General features: G+C 58.9%; 21 protein-coding genes, 4 pseudogenes and 1 other annotated feature. Of the genes and pseudogenes, 12 read left to right on the forward strand and 13 right to left on the reverse strand.

Features of this window, described 5'->3' with window-relative positions; genetic code table 11:
* The first annotated feature begins 338 nt into the window (after nucleotides 1-338).
* Nucleotides 339-1730: pseudogene (locus J2J99_RS25915) on the forward strand (IS701 family transposase).
* On the opposite strand, the pseudogene J2J99_RS25920 reads toward J2J99_RS25915, so the two are convergent.
* Nucleotides 1694-2920, reverse strand: a pseudogene (locus tag J2J99_RS25920) (IS3 family transposase). The pseudogenes J2J99_RS25915 and J2J99_RS25920 sit on opposite strands and share 37 nt — an antisense overlap.
* Nucleotides 2523-2639: a sequence feature (AL1L pseudoknot), on the reverse strand. Its footprint overlaps the pseudogene before it by 117 nt.
* 301 nt (nucleotides 2921-3221) lie before the next feature.
* On the opposite strand from J2J99_RS25920, the gene J2J99_RS34760 reads away from it, so the two are divergent.
* Both J2J99_RS34760 and J2J99_RS34765 read left to right on the forward strand, forming a co-directional pair.
* Nucleotides 3222-3494: a hypothetical protein gene (locus J2J99_RS34760; protein ID WP_425526072.1), complete on the forward strand. Its 273-nt coding sequence runs from the start codon at nucleotides 3222-3224 to the stop codon at nucleotides 3492-3494.
* Nucleotides 3463-3663: pseudogene (locus J2J99_RS34765) on the forward strand (transposase); the annotation flags it as partial. The gene J2J99_RS34760 and the pseudogene J2J99_RS34765, both read left to right, overlap by 32 nt.
* Nucleotides 3664-4071: 408 nt before the next feature.
* Here the strand turns inward: J2J99_RS34765 and J2J99_RS25930 are convergent.
* Both J2J99_RS25930 and J2J99_RS25935 read right to left on the reverse strand, forming a co-directional pair.
* Nucleotides 4072-4428 (reverse strand): type II toxin-antitoxin system HicB family antitoxin, encoded by a 357-nt coding sequence (locus J2J99_RS25930; RefSeq protein WP_054185827.1) that lies wholly within the window; start codon nucleotides 4426-4428, stop codon nucleotides 4072-4074.
* The gene (locus J2J99_RS25935) at nucleotides 4425-4679 is read right to left on the reverse strand and encodes a type II toxin-antitoxin system HicA family toxin (RefSeq protein ID WP_003572077.1); all 255 of its coding nucleotides are present in this window, start codon (nucleotides 4677-4679) and stop codon (nucleotides 4425-4427) included. Before J2J99_RS25935 ends, J2J99_RS25930 begins: the two co-directional genes overlap by 4 nt.
* A 306-nt stretch (nucleotides 4680-4985) precedes the next feature.
* On the opposite strand from J2J99_RS25935, the gene J2J99_RS25940 reads away from it, so the two are divergent.
* The 3 genes from J2J99_RS25940 (at nucleotide 4986) to J2J99_RS25945 (ending at nucleotide 7098) form a co-directional block, all read left to right on the forward strand.
* Nucleotides 4986-5237, forward strand: a complete 252-nt coding sequence (locus tag J2J99_RS25940; protein ID WP_168302176.1) for an antitoxin — start codon at nucleotides 4986-4988, stop codon at nucleotides 5235-5237.
* A complete protein-coding gene (locus J2J99_RS34170; protein ID WP_168302175.1) occupies nucleotides 5234-5470 on the forward strand; it encodes a type II toxin-antitoxin system RelE/ParE family toxin in 237 nt (78 codons plus the stop codon). Before J2J99_RS25940 ends, J2J99_RS34170 begins: the two co-directional genes overlap by 4 nt.
* Before the next feature lie 401 nt (nucleotides 5471-5871).
* Nucleotides 5872-7098: an ATP-binding protein gene (locus tag J2J99_RS25945; RefSeq protein WP_207600983.1), complete on the forward strand. Its 1227-nt coding sequence runs from the start codon at nucleotides 5872-5874 to the stop codon at nucleotides 7096-7098.
* Nucleotides 7099-7341: 243 nt separating this feature from the next.
* Here J2J99_RS25945 and J2J99_RS25950 read toward each other — a convergent pair whose 3' ends face one another.
* Genes J2J99_RS25950 through J2J99_RS25970 form a run of 5 tightly spaced genes read right to left on the reverse strand, consistent with a single transcriptional unit; the run spans nucleotide 7342 to nucleotide 12858 of the window.
* A complete protein-coding gene (locus tag J2J99_RS25950) occupies nucleotides 7342-8721 on the reverse strand; it encodes a flagellar biosynthesis protein FlgA (RefSeq protein ID WP_168302174.1) in 1380 nt (459 codons plus the stop codon).
* Between the two features lie 13 nt (nucleotides 8722-8734).
* The gene (locus J2J99_RS25955) at nucleotides 8735-10261 is read right to left on the reverse strand and encodes a tripartite tricarboxylate transporter permease (RefSeq protein WP_168302173.1); all 1527 of its coding nucleotides are present in this window, start codon (nucleotides 10259-10261) and stop codon (nucleotides 8735-8737) included.
* 52 nt (nucleotides 10262-10313) lie between these two features.
* A complete protein-coding gene (locus tag J2J99_RS25960; protein WP_168302172.1) occupies nucleotides 10314-10814 on the reverse strand; it encodes a tripartite tricarboxylate transporter TctB family protein in 501 nt (166 codons plus the stop codon).
* A 24-nt stretch (nucleotides 10815-10838) separates the two neighbouring features.
* Nucleotides 10839-11822: a Bug family tripartite tricarboxylate transporter substrate binding protein gene (locus tag J2J99_RS25965; protein WP_168302171.1), complete on the reverse strand. Its 984-nt coding sequence runs from the start codon at nucleotides 11820-11822 to the stop codon at nucleotides 10839-10841.
* Between the two features lie 52 nt (nucleotides 11823-11874).
* Nucleotides 11875-12858: a 4-hydroxythreonine-4-phosphate dehydrogenase PdxA gene (locus J2J99_RS25970; protein WP_246735466.1), complete on the reverse strand. Its 984-nt coding sequence runs from the start codon at nucleotides 12856-12858 to the stop codon at nucleotides 11875-11877.
* Between the two features lie 194 nt (nucleotides 12859-13052).
* On the opposite strand from J2J99_RS25970, the gene J2J99_RS25975 reads away from it, so the two are divergent.
* The 4 genes from J2J99_RS25975 (at nucleotide 13053) to J2J99_RS25990 (ending at nucleotide 15666) form a co-directional block, all read left to right on the forward strand.
* Nucleotides 13053-13727: a GntR family transcriptional regulator gene (locus tag J2J99_RS25975; RefSeq protein WP_246735465.1), complete on the forward strand. Its 675-nt coding sequence runs from the start codon at nucleotides 13053-13055 to the stop codon at nucleotides 13725-13727.
* A gap of 135 nt (nucleotides 13728-13862) precedes the next feature.
* Entirely contained in the window at nucleotides 13863-14306 is a 444-nt protein-coding gene (locus tag J2J99_RS25980) for a SyrB2 regulator (RefSeq protein ID WP_168302169.1), read from the forward strand.
* Between the two features lie 162 nt (nucleotides 14307-14468).
* Nucleotides 14469-15059 carry a hypothetical protein gene (locus J2J99_RS25985; protein ID WP_168302168.1) on the forward strand — a complete coding sequence of 197 codons (591 nt, stop codon included), beginning with the start codon at nucleotides 14469-14471 and terminating at the stop codon, nucleotides 15057-15059.
* A 31-nt stretch (nucleotides 15060-15090) separates the two neighbouring features.
* Nucleotides 15091-15666 carry a hypothetical protein gene (locus J2J99_RS25990; protein ID WP_168302167.1) on the forward strand — a complete coding sequence of 192 codons (576 nt, stop codon included), beginning with the start codon at nucleotides 15091-15093 and terminating at the stop codon, nucleotides 15664-15666.
* 615 nt (nucleotides 15667-16281) lie between these two features.
* Here J2J99_RS25990 and soxR read toward each other — a convergent pair.
* Nucleotides 16282-16716, reverse strand: a complete 435-nt coding sequence (soxR, locus tag J2J99_RS25995; protein ID WP_168302166.1) for a redox-sensitive transcriptional activator SoxR — start codon at nucleotides 16714-16716, stop codon at nucleotides 16282-16284.
* An 85-nt stretch (nucleotides 16717-16801) separates the two neighbouring features.
* Here soxR and J2J99_RS26000 point away from each other — a divergent pair, with 85 nt between their 5' ends.
* Complete coding sequence (locus tag J2J99_RS26000; RefSeq protein ID WP_168302165.1) at nucleotides 16802-17524, forward strand: SDR family NAD(P)-dependent oxidoreductase; 723 nt, start codon at nucleotides 16802-16804, stop codon at nucleotides 17522-17524.
* Nucleotides 17521-18582 (forward strand): S-adenosylmethionine:tRNA ribosyltransferase-isomerase, encoded by a 1062-nt coding sequence (locus J2J99_RS26005; protein WP_168302164.1) that lies wholly within the window; start codon nucleotides 17521-17523, stop codon nucleotides 18580-18582. The genes J2J99_RS26000 and J2J99_RS26005 overlap by 4 nt, the downstream gene beginning before the upstream one ends.
* A 516-nt stretch (nucleotides 18583-19098) precedes the next feature.
* Here J2J99_RS26005 and J2J99_RS26010 read toward each other — a convergent pair.
* The 4 genes and pseudogenes from J2J99_RS26010 to J2J99_RS26020 form a co-directional block, all read right to left on the reverse strand.
* On the reverse strand, nucleotides 19099-19482 hold the full coding sequence (locus J2J99_RS26010; RefSeq protein ID WP_168302163.1) for a type II toxin-antitoxin system VapC family toxin: 384 nt from the start codon (nucleotides 19480-19482) through the stop codon (nucleotides 19099-19101).
* Nucleotides 19479-19679 carry a type II toxin-antitoxin system VapB family antitoxin gene (locus J2J99_RS26015; protein ID WP_168302162.1) on the reverse strand — a complete coding sequence of 67 codons (201 nt, stop codon included), beginning with the start codon at nucleotides 19677-19679 and terminating at the stop codon, nucleotides 19479-19481. Before J2J99_RS26015 ends, J2J99_RS26010 begins: the two co-directional genes overlap by 4 nt.
* A 282-nt stretch (nucleotides 19680-19961) precedes the next feature.
* Nucleotides 19962-20087: pseudogene (locus J2J99_RS34175) on the reverse strand (DUF982 domain-containing protein); the annotation flags it as partial.
* A 613-nt stretch (nucleotides 20088-20700) separates the two neighbouring features.
* Nucleotides 20701-21618, reverse strand: a complete 918-nt coding sequence (locus J2J99_RS26020) for an NADP-dependent oxidoreductase (RefSeq protein ID WP_207600984.1) — start codon at nucleotides 21616-21618, stop codon at nucleotides 20701-20703.
* Nucleotides 21619-22108 lie beyond the last annotated feature (490 nt).

The following is a 22108-nucleotide window of genomic DNA, read 5'->3' on the forward strand; positions in this document are numbered from 1 at the left end:
ACCATTGCCGCGACGACAAGTACCGGCTCCAGGAATGAGCGCCGAAACGCCCGCCCGGAGGCTCAAGATCTGACGGACCCATCGGAGGTGTGGAAGAATTCCGAAACTACTCCTCAGCCTGAGAACCAGGATTCTCTTGGCAGGGTTGCAGATGCGAGTGATATCGGCTCAGGCGCGCCTCCACCATACGCTAGCGGGGTCCAGGCGGATAGCATTGCGAGACAGACCAGCGCGGGTTCTAAGGCGAAACGCCGCGGAAGGCGCTAGCACTACTTTGGCAGATTGATCCTCGGTCAACGATGATCGGCCATCTTTGGCACTTCAACAGGGTGCGAAGGATGGCAGAGCAGGATGTTGCACTGACGGAATGGTTTGAAGCCGTTCGTTGAGAAGCTTGGCCACAAGAAGCGGCGGCAGATGTGCCCGGTGTATATTTCTGGCGTGATCGGGCCGGGAGATCGTAAGAGTATCGAGCCGATGGCAGAGCGCCTGGCACCTGATCGCTACGACCGCCTGCATCATTTCATCTCGGATGGTATTTGGGACACTGGTCCTCTTGAGGAAGAACTGGCGGTGCAGGCTGACAGAATAGTCGGGGCTTCGGATGCTTTTCTGGTGATCGATGATACAGCTCTTCCGAAGAAGGGCGACCATTCTGTTAGGGCGCACCCACAATATGCATCGATGCTGGGCAAGCGAGCCAACTGCCAGACGCTGGTGACATTGACGCTGGCACGCGACGAGGTTCCTGTTCCCGTTGGCCTGCGGCTGTTCCTGCCAGAAAGCTGGACCAGTGATCAGGATCGGATGGCAAAGGCCGGCTTTCCCGAGCCAATGCGCATATCCCGCACCAAACCGGAGATCGCGCTTGACGAGATCGATCGGCTGATCGCGGTAGGCGGCGGTTTGGCACCGTGCTTGCTGACGCAGGTTACGGTCTGTCGGCCCCTTTTCGCCAGGGTTTGAGTGCGCGGGGTCTCACCTGGGCCGTCGGCATTTCCAAGCATCAGAAGGTTTATCCCCCTTATGTCGCATTGATCTTTCCTGTTGCTGGCCATGGACGACCGCGCAGGCATTCAATCCCCGATACGCTGTCGACAGCAGCCGAAACGATCCTCGCGGCATCGACATGGAAGACGCTCAGCTGGCGGCGTGGCACCAAAGGTCGATTGGTAGCGCGCTTTGCTGCCCTGCGCATTCGAATTGCGGATGGCAGCCCCCAGCGCATCCTCGACAAGGGACAACAGCATATGCCGGGCGAGGAAGCCTGGCTGGTTGGTGAGTGGCGCTCAAACGACGAACGCAAATATTACCTCTCCAATCTTCCAGCAGAGGCGACATTAAAGCAGTTGGCGGCGGCCATTAAAGCCCGTTGGGTCTGCGAGCAGGCTCATCGGCAGATGAAGGAAGAACTCGGCCTCGATCACTTCGAAGGCCGATCATGGCAAGGCCTCCATCGACACGCGCTGATGACCATGATCGCTTATGCCTTCCTGCAACATCAGCGCCTATACAAGGCAAAGCGGGAAAAAAAGAACAGACGCGGCCCGCCTAAACCGACACTGCCAGCTATCCGACGCGCCGTCATAGCCGCGCTCTCAAACCACCATCCACCACAACGATGTCCACACTGCCGTTTCCGGTTCCAAATGACTGAACCGCGCCGGGTTTGCCGGAGGCCATTTCGTTTAAGTTATGCAGCCATGGCTGGTGCGTCCAGCATGGCGTAGTATCGTTCTTCAGCCTCTGCTGGCGGAATGTTTCCGATGGGTTCCAGAAGGCGGCGGTTGTTAAACCAATCGACCCATTCGAGTGTGGCGAACTCCACGGCTTCGAAGTTGCGCCATGGTCCTCGCCGATGGATGACCTCGGCCTTGTAAAGACCGTTGATCGTTTCGGCGAGAGCATTGTCATAGCTGTCGCCAACACTTCCGACGGAGGGCTCGATGCCCGCCTCCGCCAGTCGGTCGGAATAGCGAATGGACACGTATTGCACGCCCCTGTCGGAATGGTGGATGAGGCCACCGCGATGGACGGGCCGTCGATCATGAAGCGCCTGGTCCAAGGCATCGAGGACGAAACCCGCATGGGCGGTCCGCTGCCCGCCAACCGACAATGCGGCGTGCAAAGGCATCGATGACGAAGGCCACGTAGACGAAGCCTTGCCAGGTGGCCACATAGGTGAAATCGGAGAGCCACAGCATGTTCGGCGCGGGAGCAAAGAACTGCCGGTTCACGCGGTCAAGCGGGCATGGAGCGGCCTTGTCGCTGATCGTCGTGCGGATCGGCTTGCCACGGATGATGCCCTGAATCCCCATTGCCCTCATAAGCCGAGCGACGGTGCAGCGGGCGATGTCGAAGCCCTCTCGTTGCAACTGCCGCCAGACCTTGCGCACGCCATAGACCTGAAAGTTCTCATTGAACACCCGGCGTATCTCGATCTTCATAGCGATGTCACGACGGGCGCGGGCCGACAGGCGACCCACGTCCGTGCGCTTGGCAACGACCTCGTAGTAGGTGGATGGGGCAATCGGCAGCAGCCTGCAGATCGGCTCGACCCCGAACACGCCACGGTGTTCATCGATGAATGAGATCATCGCTTGAATGGGCGGTCGAGCTCCGCCTGGGCAAAATACGCCGACGCTTTGCGCAGAATCTCGTTGGCCTGACGAAGTTCGCGGTTCTCCCGCTCAAGAGCCTTCATCTTCTCGGCGACATCGCTCGGCAGGCCTGTTCGCTTACCGCTATCGACTTCGGTCTTCTTCACCCATTCGTGCAGTGTCGCCGGCGAGCAGCCGATCTTGGCTGCGATAGATGAAACAGCAGCCCACCGCGAGGGATGCTCGGCTTCGTGATCCAGCACCATGCGGATGGCACGCTCACGGACTTCAGGCGAAAATTTGTTCGTTGTCTTGCTCATATCGGCTCCACTTTCTCAGAAGTTGGAGCCTCCGGCAAACCCGGCGCGGTTCACTGCACTACAGCCGACCTCTCCTTTTTACTTTGAAGTCTTTCTCACCCAGTGCTGGAAGGACGGCAACCGCCGTGGACGGCATCTGTTTCATGACATTAAGCGCCGCGGATGTACCGGCAGCACTTCCAATCTCGAGCGCCTCCTGGCAACCTGGCGCCGCGCCGAAAGGCCGGAACAGATTAAGGATGAGAGTGATACGGCGCCGGCTCGGATTGGGCTCGCCAGGAGGACATATGAGAATGCACCTGTGCGTGATCCGCTCTCTGGCCATCTGATCTCACCGATTGTCGCGGCTGCTCTCTGCATAAAGCCGCGCGGCGCACTGACCATCAACCAGGCGCGGAAGGTCGACGTCCTCAAACAGGAATCGCATACGTTTGGTGTTTTGCGCAGCTTCTCAATGCCATTTCGCGGAATATTTCGTGGCAGAGATTCGACGAAGCTCGAAGGATGGATCGATGATGCCATTGATTCCAAGACTCACCTCCCTCGCCCGTTTCGCACGGGTCCTTCGTCGTGATATTGACGCCGTGCGCAACGCCATCGACTTGCCCTGGAGCAACGGTCAGGCGGAGGGTCAAATCAACCGACTGAAGACGATCAAGCGCGCAATGTACGGCAGAGCGTGTCCAGAGCTACTCAGAGCGCGGATGAGGCAAATTGATATCGCGAAGCTCCACACAAAGTGAGGAAGACCCCGATTAAATGCAAAACGACATCTTTTTCGCGCAGTCTTTGGTCCGGCTTTTTTTCGGCTCAACGAAGGCCGGAAAAAGCAAGTGGAAATCGCCGCCATGCACCGCGTTGACGTAGCGACGTTCCAGCGGGCGCTGCAACGGAGGAGAGATGCTGTCGCATCCGAAAAGCGTGATGTGAAGGTTCGCTGCAGCCTATGTGATCGGCTTCAGTTCCATAAATACCTTTTACCCCACCGACACTGAAATAGCGGGTCAACGGTTCTGGCAGGGCGAGTGTTTTCGAGGCCAATGTCCGGTCTGTTGCCGTTGTGTTCGCATTCTGTGCGAAGAAGATCGCATAATGGATCGAAGACAACACCAATTCATCGGACACGCCGATGGGCGGTACGGGGAAGGGAACTACGCCGGCAGGCGCGCCTCGGCATAATGGTCAGCGGCCTCTTCCAGCACCTCTTCTGCCCACTGATTCAGACTCTTTCCCGAAAGCTCAGCAGCAAGAGCTGCTCGGCGATGGACTTCGGGAGCGACACGAAACATCATCTTCCCAGAATAGGGTCGCTGAGGCTCTTTGCCGATTTTCCTACAGGTCTCCAGGTAGTCATCGACTGCCTCATGGAAGGCTTTCTTGAGTTCAGCGACACTGTCACCGTGAAAGCCGATTACATCCGAAATACCTGCAATCCTGCCAAAAAACACATCGTCCTCAGCGTCGAATTCGATGCGAGCGTGATATCCATTGTAGGTCATGATGTTCATGGCGTCACTCCAATCTGCATCAGGAACTCGCGAGCATCGCGCACCTGATAACGCTTCGCTTCCTTGTCCGGATGTGGTCTATGGAAGCTCGCAATGATCCCGTCTTTTTCAAACTTAACGCGGGAACCGTTCCCCTCAATAAGGTCGGCTCCGGCAGCCACAAGCAGATTCTCTATAGCGGCCCATTCAATGGTTCCCGAGACCGGGTCCTTGAAGACCGCCGCGAGAGTCTTTCTCTGCTTGCTGTTCATGCTAGCAAATATAGAGACGCTTGCTGATTATGCAAGCATAAACTCAGCCTCTTGAATTCATCCCAAAGGTCGAACGGGGGGAGTGTGGGCAATAATCACGGGTCGGCAGTTCGTATCCCTTCAACTGCAACGCACAGGTCGAGTGAGCGGGTTCGGGTTCTCTCCCATCAGGGGCTGGATAGGCCGATCGGCATCTTCTTCGAAATAGCAGGTCCGTCCAAGGGACATCGGATCAGAGCATCGCGACGGTGGCCACATACCCACATATGTGTTAATGTGGGCTTCCAAAGTTCAGGAACACGTTAGATGAGCCGATTGACAATCGACATAACGGACCAACAACATCAAAGCTTAAAGGCGCTGGCCGCTTTGCAGGGCAAGACAATCAAGCAGTATGCACTTGAGCGCCTCTTTCCCGGTGACACAGATGGAGAACGAGCCTGGGAGGAGCTGAAGACGTTAATGAACACGCGCATCAAAGACGGGCTCGCCGGAAAACTGTCGACCAAAACCGTAGGTGAGATCCTCGACGAGGAGATTGCCGACGGTCATGCTTGACGGCCTACATTCTTACCGCAGAGGCGGAATCGGATCTACGTTCGGTAATACGCTACACACGTGCTCAATGGAGTGCCGCCCAGGTATGCCGCTTGAGCGCGCTTTATCCGGCGTTACGAATGGCTAAATGCGAACATCACCACGTCTTGTGTCTGCTTCGAGAGGATGCGCCCGCCCTTGTCGTGGCAATTCTTCATGAACGAATGGATCTCATGAAGCGTCTGGCTGGTTGAATGAATGATTTTTGGACGAAGGCGAGATTGCTTGAGCGTAAGGCCAATAAATCGTCGTTGTCGAGTACTCCATAAGGGGATCGCCAATTCTCCCATGAAGAGCTGCATTCCTTCCGTTTGCTAAAAGCTGGTAGGCTTGGCAGTGCGATGGAAATATGCACGAATTTGCTTTCGCTTCGCTTCTGATCAGATACCCCTCCGTTGAAATTCAGCTAGGCCGGTTCCGGCGACCTATCAGCGAAAGCTTCAGCAGCGCCTGCGTGGCCTCTCGCCTACCTCGTGCCGCAATTTGCGCCTGCCACATACTTTAAATCAGCCGCCACGCTGATTTCAAATGGTTACATGTTGACTTTCAATTGGTCATAGCCATAGTTTCAAATAGTCATCAAAGGAATGAAGCTGTGGCGCTGTATCCAAGGCTGGTTGAGCAACGCGTTGCCGACGCCATGTCAGACACGCGGGTCGTTCTGATCGTAGGTCCCCGACAATCAGGAAAAACGACGTTGGCCAAGAAGATGGCCAACGAAGGGAGGGAGTATTACACGCTTGATAATGCGACGACCCTGGACGCCGCGAGACAGGATCCAGTTGGCTTTGTAAGACGTTTGGATCGCGCCATTATCGATGAAATTCAGCGCGCCCCCGAGTTGTTGCTAGCCATCAAGGAAAGCGTCGATACCGACCAACGTCCAGGACGTTTCCTCCTGACTGGTTCAGCCAATCTCATGACCCTGCCACGCGTGGCGGACTCGCTCGCAGGGCGCATGGAGGTCGTTCGATTGCTGCCGCTTGCGCAAAGCGAGATCAGAACCGCCGGCAGCAGCTTCCTGCGCGACGCCTTTCAAAATGAAGCTAAGGGCGGCGGAGAACCGATCGTCGGCGACGACCTGATGGCTGCGGTTCTGGCCGGTGGATATCCCGAGGCATTGGGCCGCAAAACCTTGAGCCGCAGACAGGACTGGTATACGGATTATATCCAGGCGATTGTTCAACGCGACGTTCGCGATGTCGCGCAAATCGAGCAGATTGCGCAAATGCCGCGCTTGCTGCGCATCCTGGCAGAGCATTCGGGACAACTCGTGAACTATTCCGGAATTGGCGCAGCCATCGGGATGAACCACATCACAACGCAGAAATACGTCGGTATATTCGAGAGCCTTTTCCTCGCCCGAACAGTTCAACCCTGGTTTTCCAACAAACTGAAACGCCTGACCAAGACCCCGAAAATACATTTCCTCGATTCTGGTCTTCTCGCATCTCTTCGTGACCTCTCTCTCGATCGACTCCGGCACGATAGGGGGCAGTTCGGGGCGTTGCTGGAGACTTTCGTTTTTGGGGAGATCCTTAAACTCGCCAGCGCCGCACAAACCGGATTTGAGTTTTCGCATTTTCGTGACAAGCAGCAGAACGAAGTCGATATCGTTATCGAAGACAGGCGAGGGCGGATTGTCGGTATCGAGATAAAAGCGGCAGCATCCGTCTCGAATTCCGATTTTTCTGGATTGCGAATTTTGGCCGAAGCATCCGGAGAACGGTTTGTTTCGGGCCTGGTCTTGTACGACCATGACAAGGTGATCCCGTTCGGAGAACGCCTATCCGCCGTGCCAATCTCGGCGTTGTGGCATTAGCGCCTGGGAATTCGCCGCAGGGTCCAGACCCGAGCATTCTTGGAAATTCGACGGCGACGAAATGGGCCTCAGGTTCGATTCCCCTCAACTGCATGCCATATCCCGAGCGTCTAGCGGGCGGCTCAGCGGACCGAAAGCACGCCGTCGTCGCGATGGCTGCGAATTTACAGAGGACGCTGTCAGCGGTCGACAATCGCGAGGCTGAAAGCAGGACCAATCGGCGCCTCACTCCTGCGTCGGCTGTTATCGGCCGTAGAAGATTGCATCCTGCTGTCTGCGCAACCTTAGAAGATTTGAACTCGGATCGAGTTCGAGATCGCCGACCAGGATGGGTTCGCCATGATGCACCGGTCTGATCAGCCTGCGATTGGCGGCGATGTAATAGGGTGCAGGCCCATTGTTTGCAAGCGGCGCCGCCGGAACGAGTGCCGATCCGACATGCCGGATTGCATGATGGTGGCCGGTCGCAGAAAGCAGGGTCCCGGCCGGAAGATCCTGCTCGGCGATAGCAATTAGGTCAAGACGGGGCTTGGAATCCGGCGCGCCGCTCGAGCGCTTCAGCAAGCCTGCGTCGAGAATGCTGGTTGCCGCCTCGAGACCCAGAAGATGGCGAGGAAGATAGATCATGGCCGTCTTCTGGCCGCGGCTCAGAATATGGCCCTTCTGGGCCAGCATGTCCCAGCTCTCGGCGTCGCGGCAGCGCACCACGATGAAGACACCACCGGCGAAACTCACCTCTCCGGCCAAACGCAGGCAATGGAACACCTCAAGCCGACGATCTCCGGCAAGGATACCGCCTTCATCGCGCCTGGAGAAGATTGTCGGCACCTCGACGATGCGCGCGATCGGACAATGAAAATCCGGGCGGTCGGGCACGAGGTCGATCGAATGGCTGACCACGCCCATCTCGCAGAGGTCTGGAACCGCCCTTTGCGGCAGCCGCGCGGCTGCCCCGGCGCGGGCATTGATCAAGGCGTCAACATCCCACTGGCCGAGATCCAGCAGATCCGAAAACCCAGAAACCGAAATGGTTTCGCCATTGCTTGTCAGAGTTTCGGAGGCAGGATCGAAGACGAAATCGTATTCACTTGCCTTGCCGGCCGCAATGATTTCGAAACCGAGCAATTCGGCCCAGGTCACCAGATCGATAAGCAGGCTCGGCTGGTCGCCGTCAACCGGGGTTACAACCAGGCCCTGGGCCGCAGCACGGTAGGCAAGGCCGGGGCCGACCACGCTGTCGACCTCCTTGCTGACCAATGCGACGTCGCGGCCGTTTGCCACCGCCATATCGGCGTGGCGCGCGCCTGCCTCTGGATTGCCGGTCGCCTCCACCAGAAGATCGAAGGGACGATCGATGACATGGGTGAGATCGCCTGCCGCGATGATCTGGCCGGCGGCAAAAGCCTGCTCAGCTGCTTCGGCGTTCTCGCACACCGCAATATTATGCTCCGGAATACCTGCCGCGCTGAGCGCGGCCGCCGCCCGGCTCGCATTGATATCGACCGCGATGCGGATATCCAGCCGGGGAACACGGTGGGCGAGCAGACTGCGTCCGAAGGCGCCGGTGCCGACCAGGCAGACGGATACTTTGCCGTCTGCAGGATAGAGGGTGTGGCGATACATGAAGAGCTCGTTTTCAGCTTGCGTTGGAAGTGTTTTCGCGACCGCGGCGGATCAGGTTGCGCAGGCCCATGGCTTTGCCGATCAGAGGCCAGGCGAGCATCAGGACGCCGAGGCCCATGATGCAGAAGACGAGCGGATTGGACCAGAAGATCGAGAGGGCGCCGTTGGACATCAGCATCGATTGGCGGAAGGCATCCTCGGCCTTGTCGCCGAGCACCATGGCAAGCACCAGCGGCGCAATCGGATAATCGAGCTTCTTGAACACGTAGCCTGCGGCGCCGAAGATCAGCACGAGCCACATGTCGAAGGCAGAATTGGCGATTTGATAGGCGCCGGAGAAGATGACGGCGACGATGATCGGCCCAATGATCGCGAAGGGGACGCGCAGGATGGCGGCATAGAGCGGCACTGTGCTGAGTACGAGCAGGACTGCGACGACATTGCCGAGATACATCGAGGCGATGAGTCCCCAGACGAATTCCGGTCGTTCGATGAAAAGCATCGGGCCAGGCGTCAGCCCCCAGATCATCAGCCCGCCCATCATCACTGCCGCGGTAGCCGAGCCGGGTACGCCGAGCGCCAGCATCGGCAGCAGAGCAGAGGTGCCGGCCGAATGATCTGCAGCTTCGGGACTGACGATGCCGCGAGGATCGCCCTTGCCGAGCATCTCGGGATTGCGGGCGAAGCGCCGCGTCATGCCGTAAGCCATGAAGGATGCTGCGGTCGGGCCGGCCGGCGTTATCCCCATCCAGATTCCGATCAGGATGGATCTCCCGATCGCCACCGCGTGCCGGGGAATTTCGGCCACGGTGCGCAACACGTCGAGAGGGCGGATTTGCGCCTTTATACCTTGGAAGCGGAGTCCCTCTTCGGTGGTGAGGAGGAGTTCGCCGATGCCGAACAGGCCCATTACTGCCACCAGAAAGGACACGCCCTTGATAAGGTCGGGGACGCCGAAGGTGAGGCGCAGCCCGCCGGAAATCGTGTCCATGCCGACGGTCGCAAGCGCAAAGCCGAGCATCATGGACACGAGCGTCTTGGCTGGCGCATTGGCGCCCATGCCGATGAAGCTGGCGAAAGCCAGGAAATAGACGGCGAAGAATTCTGGCGACGAGAATTGCAGTGCAAAACGTGCGACCCAGCCCGATAGTAGCGTGATCATGATGACGCCCGCGATCGCGCCGATGCCTGCGGATACGAAGGCCAGAGTGAGTGCGCGCGTGGCCTGGCCGCTGCGGGCCATCGGGTAGCCGTCGAAGGTGGTGGCGACCGAGGAGGGTTCGCCTGGAATGTTGAACAGGATCGATGTTGTCGAGCCGCCGAAAAGCGCCCCCCAATACATGCAGGACAGGAGAATGATGGCAGACACAGGGTCCATGGTGAAGGTAAGCGGCAGAAGGAGCGAAACACCGTTGGGGGCTCCCAGACCGGGCAGGACGCCAACGAGGATCCCGAGCATCACGCCAACCATCATGATGATGAAATGATGGCCGCTGATGACCGTGGCGAAGCCGTCGATCAGATGGCCGAAATTCTCCATGAAACTTCCTCCCAAACGATGTTGGCGAGCCGCTCGTGAGCGGCCAGCCCGCTTAGTAGATTCCAAGCCAGCCTTCGACCGGTCCCTTCAACAAGGGCACCTGAAAGGCGATTTCGAAGACCAGATAAAAGGCGGCAGTAACCGCCGCGCCCCCGAGAACGGCCGCGGACCAGCGATATCCGCCCTGCCAGATCATGACCCCCGAGACGTACAGCAGCGTCGCCACATAAAGGCCAAGCAAGAGGGCTGCGATGACGAAGCCGACGAGGGGCAGGGCGAAGGCGAGAACCGGCCTTGCGCGCTCGACGTCGAGAAAGACGACCTCGCGCCAGTTTCGGCTGACGATAGCGCGTGCCAGGTTGGCCAGGCTGCCCAGGACAATGAGCAACCCGACATAGAAGGGGAAATAGCCGGGTGCCGGACCGGTTTCGGTCCAGCCTGTGCCGATCTCGACGGCGCCGTAACAGACCGCACCGCCCGCTGCCGCAGTGGCGATCGCGGTGGCGATCTCCATCGTCCGGCGGCTGAGATGCCTTTTGCTGTTGTCAGCCATGGCGAGCTCCTCGAACTGGATAGGTTACTTGATGAGCCAGCCTTCGCGCTTCAGCACCTCGGAAACGGTCGCCTTATCTTTCTCGATGTAGCCTTGAAATTCGTCGCCCACCATGAATTGCCCGGTGAGGGAGGTCTTGGTGAGATATTCCTGCCATTCGGGCGTCTCGCTGACCTTTTTCAAAACATCGCGGTAGAAGGCGACCACGTCTTTGTCGACGCCGGCCGGCAGCCAGACGGTGCGCGGCATGCGGTAATTTTCCAATGGAATGCCGGCTTCCTTGCATGTCGGAATGTCGTGCCAGCCCTTGCCGTCATGGACGGCATCGCTTTGCGGAAAGCGATCCGGCCGGAAGACGCAGAGCGGCTTGACCATGCCGGCCTGCCACTGTCCACGGTTCTCATTGGGATTATTGACGTTGGCGTCGATATGGCCCCCGGCAAGCTGTGTCGTGGCCTCGCCGCCACTCTTGAACGGGATGTAGCGGAACTCCGCGCCGACTGCTTCGGCGAGCGAGGAGACCAGGATCTGATCGGTGTCCTTCGACTGGCTGCCGCCGAACTGGATGGAGCCCGGCTTCGCCTTCGCGGCCTCGACGAAGGCAGCTGCATCGGCAAGCTCGGACTTGCCGTTGACCCAGATCAGGAACTCGTCGAGCGCCATGGCGGCTATCGGTGTGAGGTCCTCCGGCTTGTAGGGAACGGCTGCCACGCTCGGCAGCAGATATTCGTTGTTGGTGCCGAAGGTCAGCTTGTAGGGGTCGCCCTTATAACCGGCAGCGTAGACGAAGCCTTCGGCGCCGCTGCCGCCGCCTTTGTTGGTCACCACAACTGAGGTGCCGATCAGCTCATGTTTCGTGATGATAGCCTGAACCGTACGGGCAAAGATGTCGGTACCGCCACCGGGACCGGAGGTGACCACGAACTCCACGGGCCTCTTCGGCTCGAAAGCCAGTGCCGGCGTGGCGACCGCGACCGCAAGCGTTATCGCAGAGAAATATTTCAGCATGTCAGTTCCTCCCTTGTAATGTCGGCGCCCTCCAGCGCCTGCGAAATCACGTCTATTCGGCGGGCACGCGTCTCCGCTCAGCCATTCTTGCGGCCAGAAACACCGCCTCGCGAGAGGCGCCGACATCGGCGATGCCGCGACCGGCGATGTCGTAAGCGGTTCCATGCGCGGGCGTGCAGAGTGGGAACGGCAGTCCACCGATCATGGTGACGCCCTTGTCAAAGCCCATCATCTTCATGGCGATCTGGCCCTGGTCGTGATACATGGTGAGCACTGCGTGAAAGCCTTCCTTAAGACCTCGCAAGAAGACGGTATCTGCCGGGAAAGGGCCGTCGACATCCATCCCGAGCGATTGCGCGGCCTTCACCGCGGGCTCGATGATCTCGATCTCCTCCATGCCGAAGCTGCCACCGTCACCAGCATGCGGATTGAGACCGGCGACCGCGATCCGGGGCCGGTCGAAGCCGGCCTGCCGCAGGCATTCCCCTGTCAGCTTCAGTTCCGCCAGGATAGCCTCCTGGGAGAGATGGGATGCCACCGCAGAAAGCGCGATATGTGAGGTAACACGGGCGTTCCAGATGCGCTCCAGCACATTGAATTCCCGCATCTTGCCGGGATAGCCGAGGACGTCCGAAACGAAACGGATTTCGTCGTCGTATCCCGGATAAGCGTAACGCATCGCCTTCTTGTTGAAGGGCGTGAAGCAGACGCCGTCGCAGCGGCCTTGATGGGCAAGCTGCAGGGCGAAACGGAAGTTTTCGACTGCGAATTGACCACCGATAAGCGTGGCCTCGGAGACGGTTACATCAGCCGGATCGAGATGGCCAAGGTCGACGAAAACATGCCTGCTTGCCGGCAGGTCGGGAATGTCGTCACGGGATGCGAGCTGGAGATCGAGAGCGACACCGGCGACATCGGCGCCCTTTTTCAGGACGCGCTCGTCGCCGATCGCGATGAAGCGGCAGACGTCGCTCAGTTCAGGAAGTGCCAGCAGGCGGGCCGTCAGTTCGGGGCTGATCCCCGCCGGATCGCCCATCGCCAATGCCAATATCGGGCGCCCTTCGGCTCGAGCCTCAATTTTCAGTGCGTCCACTATCCCTGCCTCCATGGAATCTGTAGCTCAAAGCGCATTATGTATTCTGTATACATAATTATTCGGGCGTTGTGAAGACCCCTTCCAATGGCATAAGATGACTTGGACGAAGCAACATTGGATTGAAGGATCAAACCTTGGACGGCACGGCCGAAAGAACAGCAGGACGCGGTATTATCGAACGGCAGTCGCTGCATCAGGAGATCGTCAGCCGGCTGCGCGACATGATCATCGAGGGAGAATTGCAGCCTGGAGAGCGCCTTTATGAAATCCCGCTTGGCGAATCGCTGGGCGTGTCGCGTACGCCTTTGCGCGAAGCATTGAAATCGCTGGCCAGTGAAGGGCTGGTGGAGCTCGCTCCGGGTCGCGGTGCGGTGGTCCGGCAGTTCACCCGCAAGGATGTGCACGACATGCTGGTGCTGATCCGGTCGATGGAGGAACTGGCTGCGCGTCTCGCCTGCGAGGTGGCAAGCGACGAGGATATCAGGCGCGTGCGCGAGCTTCATGACCGGATGAGGGCACATTACCAGGCCGGTGAGAGGATGGAATACTATAAGCTCAACCAGCAGATACATAGTTCGCTTGTAGCGCTTGCCGATAATCCGCACCTGTCGGCTTTCCATGCCACACTGCAGGCGCGGCTGAAGCGCATTCGCTTCATCGGCCATGAGGGGCCGGAACGGTGGGCCGCGGCCATGGCCGAGCACGAGGACATCGTCGCCGCGCTGGAAAAGCGCGATGTGGAAAAGCTAGTCGAGATCATCGGCAAGCACCTGCATAATGCCTGGCTACGAGTGCGGGATGCAGTCTGAGCCCAAAGCTGGCTCGCCACCTCCGCAGGCGGTCAAGTCAGATCCAAAATAACAGGCTGGCGGCAGCCGTAGCGCCTTTGTTGACTCTGTCTTTCACTCAGCCGAAAAGTGACGTGGTTATAGAGGAGATGTCTGATGGCTGAAGAGAACAATACGGGCGCCGCTACCGGGGGCGCGGAAACGGATGCCCCGTTAAAAACCAACGTCAAGAAGAAGCGTGCGCCGCGGCGTCAAAAGCAAGCTGCCGAACCGGCTCCTGTCGTGACTGAGGCGGTGATCGAACCGTTGCCGGCGGCAGGCGCGGCAAAATCTGTTGAACGTGGCAGGGGAAGAAAGCCGAGGTCGATCGAGGCGAAACCTTCCGATGCTAAGGGCACCCTCAAGGGGAGAGGAAGAAATAAAACTGCCAAGCTTGCCCCGCAAATGGCAAAGGCATCCGCACCCGCACCCGCACCCGCAGTCGATGAGCTGGAAGATCTGATTCAGCTTGAAGAAGAGAACAAGCGATTGCGCAAATTGCTGGCGGAAAAGCTGCGCCAGGAAAATACCGACCTGCGCAAACGGCTCGGGCTTGATTGATCAGCACTCAGAGATGTAAGTCGGCCGCCAACGCGGCTTAGTCGTCGCATCTTCAGCAGAAAAAACGGTCGCCGGGCGCCTTCGTCGTGCCCGGCCGACCTGCGAGTGGGATAGGACCGCTGCCGCATCATCGCAACCCGGGTTCATCGAGGGGAAATGCCCATGAAAACACCGTGGAAGTTCCTTGCAGAATTGACGTCACGGCGACGAGCAGCAAAGGAGCAGGAGAGCTCCATTGGGCATGATACCGATCCCGCGGCTCTCGATCACGAGTCGGAGAAGACGCCGGCACCTCCGTCGATCGAAGTCCCTGCCTCTGCGCGTTACAGCAAGGCTGTTCTGGTCGAGCAAGTGGCATCGTCATTGGCTGAGAAGCAAGACGGTGGTGAAGCCGTGCAGGCTTCACCACCGCCGGTCGATGGTGACGATGTGTGGACACCCACACCAAGCGAAGCCCGTCGTTCCGATGCCAGCGCCCTCGGGCCAAACGAGACAAGCATTAAGGTTCGCAGAGGGCCTCCGCCCAGCCGCCGTGAACGGACGAAGGGAGCCGAGGCAAACGTAACTGCGCGGGGCGCTGCCGCCAAGCGTGAAGGTCAAAGCGTGTCCCCGTCATCAGCCCGGGATGCGTTCTTCGATAACGTGGTAAGCCTTGATGAGGACATTAAAAAGCTGAGAAGTGAGCTCGCTCGGAAGCTCCAGCTACAGAACGCCCAGCTCAAAACGATGCTGAAACGGTTCGACGTTTCTTGAGCTTGGCATATGATTTAGAGGTCTCGAATATATGAAAATACCGCAGCGAAAGTTCGTCGTCGAATTCAAGTCAGGCCGCCGGCGATCGACGACGCAGCCGGATTCGATCTGGGGAAACACCGATCTCAGGGCTTTTGTCCGCCAGGCCGAGACGGAAGCGCCGCACCTGTTCGAATCCAAGCTGGGACCAGAAGATCTCGGCCAACCTGGCGAAATGCTGCAGGACCAGCAGCCAGGAAATCAGCCCGATGATAGCGATGACGCGAACCAAAATCAGCCTGCAGCTTCTTTGACTGAACCGGTGCAAATCGTTCCATCCCAGAACGATCACGGTCAATTCGCCTCGACCTCGCAATCGAAAAAACGTTCGATCAGACGGCCGGCTCGAATAACGACGCGCATTGACGAAAAGCGCTCAAGACATCAAATCGATGGTGCAGTTGACGAGGGCGGCACGGCATCTTCCGCCGGTTCCTTGGAAGCGCCGATCGATGAACTGGCTGCGCTTGATGCTGAAAACCGACATCTCAAAGCACTGCTGATCAAGCACCTCCACCAGGAGAACCTTCAGCTTCGAAAGATGCTCGAGCGATTTGGCCTCGTCTGAGCTTGTATCTCTGCAGGTTTCCGAGTTCGGAAATGCGAGCTCCCCCGCCGACTGCGGTCAACAAGCTCGCGAAACAGGCAGCCACGCATTTTCATTTTCTCGTTCGCGTTGGATCATCTTCGCAAATTCGGTTGCCAACTGCCGTCGTTTTTCCGACAGGCCGACGTCGTCATCAATTGGGAAGATCTTCGATCAGCTTCAAACGTTCTTCAAGTTTTTGGTGACGCGTGAGCCGCTCCAGCTCATCAAGTTCAAGCGTCTCGCGAATTTGGGCAGAATTAGATCTTGATCCGGCGCTCCGGATCCCGACCTGTCAACAGTAAGAAGTGCAGGGGTGAGCTTGCGTTCGGTCTCACGAGTCCTCTGTCGGCTGCGCGACGGCTCTCCAGCCCTCGTGACGGTGTTGGGTTCCCATGACGTCATTGTGATCGCATTGTTTGACAGCGGCCAGGCGAGCGCCTTCGCTGCTGTCCCTCGTCAGCGATTACATCGTATGCCGTGCCGCAGGTGCGATTTAGGACCCGTCTTTATAACGCCCTTCGTCGTATATGGATTGGGCGACACTGAATAATCGGAAACATCGTAAGATCGTGCGGCGTACCGTTGGAGGCTCATTCACCCCAGCCAATACCTCGCCCCCGGACCTTTGCGCCCTGCCACGTCGACAGGGTTCGCCAAGCGACATCGGTCGATCGAAAGGCAGCCGCAACCGATGCATTCGCCAAGACCGGACCGCAGGCGCTGTAACTCGGCTATGCGCTGGTCGATACGCTTTGCCCACGTGCTCGACAGCCGCGACCAATCCCGACGTGACGGTACGCGATCGGCCGGCAGCTGAGCCAGTTCGGCGCCGATTTCCTCAAGCGTCAGCCCGATCCGCTGTGCAAAGACGATGAAGGCGATCCGCCGCAATGCAGACCGGTGGTAGCGTCGATGTCCCGAGCCTGCGCGTTCGGATGCGATCAACCCACGCTCCTCATAGAAGCGCAGGGCTGATGACGCAACGCCGCTGCGTCGTGACACGTCGGTGATGGTCAGCATCGGATCCATGCATGAATAAAAGCACGAAGCGCTCTTGACTTCAAGTTCACTTGAACTTGTAGCAGTTACGCGTACCCATTGAAGGAGCACCGCAATGCAGGCGAATATCGATCTTCAAGGACTTCGCGTAGGGATCACCGGCGGCACTTCCGGACTCGGGCTGGCGCTTGTGCGGCAGCTTGCCGACAAGGGTGCGAGCATTGCCTTCGTCGCCCGCACCGCCGCGAATGTCGAACGCGTCGCCGCCGAGACGGGCGCGCATGGCATTGTCGCCGACATCGGCAAGAAGGAAGACATCTACCCGATCGCCATGCAGATCAGTGCCAATCTTGGCGGGGTAGACGTCCTGATCAATAATACATCGAGCCTCGGTCCTGTGCCTCTTGCGCTTCTTGCCGATACGGAGTGCGAGGAGCTGGAAGCGGCGCTCGCGGTCAACCTTCTCGGCGTCTTTCGGCTGACGAAAGCCCTGTTCGGTGCGCTTGCCGCGTCCGCGCGCGAGGGCCGCGGCGGGCTGGTGATCAACATCTCCAGCGACGCGGCGGTCAACGCCTATCCCGGCTGGGGCGCATACGGCGCGAGCAAGGCAGCGCTTGCCCATCTGACGGCAATTTGGGACGAGGAGTCGAAATCCGATGGAATAAGGTTCCTTGCGCCCGACCCTGGCGATATGGACACCCCGCTGCACGCGTTGGCGCTCCCGGACGCCGATCCGTCGAGCTTGAAAGACCCGGAACTGGCCGCTGCCGAGATCCTCGAAACGATGCTCGACGCGTTGTCGGGTCACGCTGCGCTTACCGCCGGAGCCCACGCGTGATCGCCGCTGATCGCATCGATCGGCAATCGGCCAGGCTGTTCGTCGTTGAGGCGGACGGCACGATGCGCGACCTGCCGCGGGCTCACCTCGGGACGTTATTCGATCCTGGCGATCTGGTTGTCGCCAACGACGCTGCGACCTTGCCTGCCAGCCTGCATGGCACACATCTCCAATGCGGAAAGGCGATCGAGATCCGCTTAGCCGGCTGGCTGTCAGCTTCGGCTCCAGTCCGCTTCGTGGCGATTGCCTTCGGCTCGGGCGATCACCGCACCCGCACGGAAGATCGGCTGCCGCCGCCTACACTGTCATCAGGCGATCGCCTCCAGCTCGGCCCACTTGAAGCCAGAGTCGAGCGCCTTCTCGACCATCCTCGCCTTGTCGAGCTTAGTTTCGAAGGCACCCGAGCAGCCATGTTTGCAGGACTGGCGCAGCACGGCAGGCCGATCCAATACGCGCATGTTCCCGAGCCGTTGGCACTATGGGATGTTTGGACGAGAATTGCCGCCCGGCCGGTCGCATTCGAGGCGCCATCGGCTTCCTTCGCGCTCGACTGGCGCACACTGCAAGCTTGGCGTCGGCGCGAGATCGGTTTTGCAACACTCACACATGCCGCGGGCATTTCTTCCACCGGCGATCCGGCGCTCGACTCGCGCCTTCCCTTCGATGAGCCGTACCGCATCCCTGAGTCTACCGTCGCGCAGGTAACGCGGGCGCAGCTCAGAGGCAGCCGCATCATCGCGATCGGCACGAGCGTCGTGCGCGCACTTGAAGCAGCCGCCAATCCCGATGGGAGCGTGCGAGCCGGAGATGGTATTGCGACAGGGCGCATCGCACGTGGCATTCCGCTCCGCATCGTCGATGCGATTCTCACTGGCCTCCACCAGCCCGGCGAAAGCCATTTCGAGTTGTTGCGCGCCTTAGCCGACGACGGCCTGCTCGCCAGCGCCTCCGCAGCGCTCACTGCATGCCGCTACCGTGCGCATGAATTCGGCGATTCCATGCTGCTCAATCGGCAACCACTGCACTATCAGCGCGATCCTTCTCCCTCGGGCCCATAGCATCGCCGTGCCTTGGCTGCCTCGCCGGCGCTGAAACGTTGCGTCAGGTCGGTTGGAACGTCGGCTCGCTCGCGCAGGGTGGTGCTCGGCGCCATCATGATCAATGGCAGGATCCAGCAGGAAGCCGACGCGGAACACCTCGTCGCAGGGTAGCTCTTCGATCTCTCGGCCGATCTGTCGTGCCTGCCGGGCGCGGCGGTGAATTCCGGCCCCCGGCCGGCGGCGGCGGCGACGTGGTCGCGTATGGCTCTCCTGGCAGTCCGGATTGTCTCGAACCGCCGGCGCTGGGGCTTCGGCTGAGAGATATGTTTGTGCCGGACCTTTGATATCGATACCCTAAAGATCAAGGGCAGGAATTTTCAGTAGATTTGCTGCTGACCAGTGGTAGCCACTCCGGCGCGATGCTTCGATTGCCATCAACTGCAAGCAGATTCTGAATGACGGTTTTCGGGTTCTGCTCCCATCAAGGCTAGAGAGACCGGATGAGCCAAAAAGTCGGTCGGACTATTTTGGTGTTTAGTTGCGGGGATGGGCCGGCTTATGCAATGAAGCGCCTGCCTTTTCGGCCGCCGCCTGCAGACGCTTGTCCCTGGTCCATAATGCCGCTCGGCGATCAAGCAGTATCGAGGCGAGCAAGTGGGCATCGGTATAGCCGATGCCCATACTGAAAATGCCGTGACGGTCGATCATTGTCATCACTTCGTCGTGCGTTGCGACGAATGCCTGTCGCTGGGCTGCCAGAAACGTAATCACACGCTCGCGATCTCGAAGGCTGCCAAGTGCCAGTTCGCCAACCACAGCCGGATGACAGAGTAGAAGATCGTCCTGAATGATCGTCCGAAGCTCCGCATCAACATGGCGAAAATGATCGATCCATATAGAAGTGTCTGCCAGTATCACTTGGCCGCCGCGCTCCGGCGACGTGGAGCCGCCTCCGCATCGGGCATGGTTCCACCGAGCGCGATCAGGCGTCTTCCGGACTCTACTCGGATAAGCGTCTCCAACGCCTGGCGGACGAGAGCGGCGGTTTCTTTTGTGCCGGTCAGGGACTTGGCCCTTTCCATAAGAGTGTCGTCGAGATTGATAGTCGATCGCATCGTTTATTATCCTTGTTCTGAAGTTTTAAATAGCACCATTTGGTGATAAAATCTACGCTTGGATCCCGCGTCGGCACCTCCGGCGTCATGACAAGAATCAAGCGGGGACCTGTCGACCGAGATAATCCGATCTGACCAATGTGAAGGAAACAGCACGAAGACGATTTGATTCGGAGTCGGGACTTAGTTCGTACATGCGTTCGAACGCGACCTCTTCGGTGCTGACAATCAGGGCTTGGTGCGCGTCCTTAACCGATTACCCACGGAGGTTGCGATCGAGACTTATTTCCGAATCGTCGAGAGTAGGTGTGGTCGCCGCGCTCTTACACCCTTCTGGACGACGTTCAGGGTGACTATGCCTGCCTCATCAGCTGCGCGCAAAAACGCGTCCCGGAATTGTTCTGGCGCTGATGGAGAGCCATGTATGTAACTTTCGCGTATTTCAGATACGAAAAAGTTGCCTGGTATTTGCCGATTTTTCAAGCAACTGAAACCATCGCGCATTTGAAATATGCGATAGTTCCCAACGCCGAAGTCCCCTTAATTGCGTCCATGTCACAGCACGTGAACCCACGCTGCCCGCGGCCGACTAGCCGAAATCCCGGATTATTATGCGCTCGCTTCCGGCGCCGTCAAACAGCCGGAAGCCCCTGGCCGTTTTCGGCGCAATAGGCCTGATCCAATTCCGGTCGCTGTACTTGGAAGGCTATGTCCGAGCGAATCCCACAGGTCGCCCTCACGGGCGTTTATCGCTGTTGGCTGCCGCGCTTTCTTCTAAAAGCCCCGATCCGCTCATCATCCCATTCGGTCGTTCCAACTGGGGCCATGTTCTTGGCTCCCTTACGAAGCTCGCATAGAGGGACATAGCGGCGTCGTTGGTTCTAATCTTTCCAACTGCAATCTATTTTGGGGAGCACTCAGCGGCATATCCTGAATAACGGCTGGAGCAACTCCGGCCGTTATCAGTCGGGCCTGGGCCGATCCAACTAACCGTCGGCTCAATCTCGCTGCCCGAAGTCTCTCATGGGCGGATGTTGATGATCGTCTTACCTGTCCTTCGTTCCGTCGAGTTGAGTACGGCGACGGCATTATCGAGCGTTGAGATGTTGCCGATGTTCGTCCGAAGGCGTCGGTCACGTACCCGCTGAACGATCTCGCACAGTTGAGCACGATCGGACTCGACCACGAAATCAACCGCCAGGCCATCGGCGGGGCGCGCTTCAACTGGGCCCACGACGGAAACCAGCGTTCCCCCGGCTCGTACCAAGCGCGCCGAGCGCTTCTGGATCTCGCCGCCGATCACATCGAACACGAGATCGACGCTGCCGATGTCTTCCAGCCTGTCGTTCGCCAGATCGACGAACTCATTTGCGCCAAATTCTAGCGACTTCTGCCGGTCGGCAGCGCGTCCGGTTCCAATGACGTAAGCGCCGAATTCGCGGGCTAGCTGCGTGACGATCGAACCGACCGCACCGGCGGCGCCATGCACAAGGACGCTCTGGCCGGCTTTAAGACGGCCATGTTGGAACAGCCCCTGCCAGGCGGTCAGACCGGAGATCGGCACGCTCGCACCCACCGTGAACCTCACGTCGCCCATAAGCGGCGCGAGGTTGCGGGCCTCTACGGCCACATATTCCGCCAGGGTGCCGTCGCGGTACCAGTCCGTGAGGCCGAACACGCGCTGACCCACCGACAGGCCGGTTGTGCCATAGCCAAGAGCGGTGACCACGCCGGCGAACTCGTGCCCGGGGATAGAAGGCGTCCGCTTGCGGTTGATGCGATCGATCCAGGTGGAGGGCCACGTCAGTTCGGTCGGCACGAACCCTGACGCATGTACTTCAACGACGACGTCGTTTATCGCCGGCCGCGGCTGTGGCCGTTCTGCCAGCGTCATGCCAGCCGTGCCGTCGGCTTCGTCGGTTGCTATGATCGCTTTCATCGATCTGTCTCCTTGGATTTGTTGATGATTTGCGGTGATAGAGTGCGCGCGACCATTCGATCAATGGCTCCCGCTCTTCCTCTTCGTCTGCTGCGAACATGATTGTAAGCTTCCTGCCCATATCGCCCCGGCTATCGAACAATGCCAAAATACAATTCAGCCTCCGATGGATAAAGAACGGCGGCATCCCGAACAATTTCCGAGCGGTGTTCAACCGCCCGCCAGTTTTCCCTGTGAACTGAGCTTGTGTCGTTTCGGACGCTGCTCACGGCTGTTTGGAGACAAATCGTCCTCGTAGACGGAACGAACCCGTAAGGAAGCAACGACCGGCACGTGGAACCTGCTCTGGATGCGGATCACCGACGCTCGCTAAGTGCGGCCCCAAGCGCCTTCATCACTGGGCGCATGTCAGCACCGCTGTTTGCTACCGTTGGTGTGAGCCAGAGACCGAATGGCATCGAGCATGGAAGAGCTTGTTTCCGACCGAATG

It is taken from the genome of Rhizobium binae (assembly GCF_017357225.1).
GTDB lineage: Bacteria > Pseudomonadota > Alphaproteobacteria > Rhizobiales > Rhizobiaceae > Rhizobium > Rhizobium binae.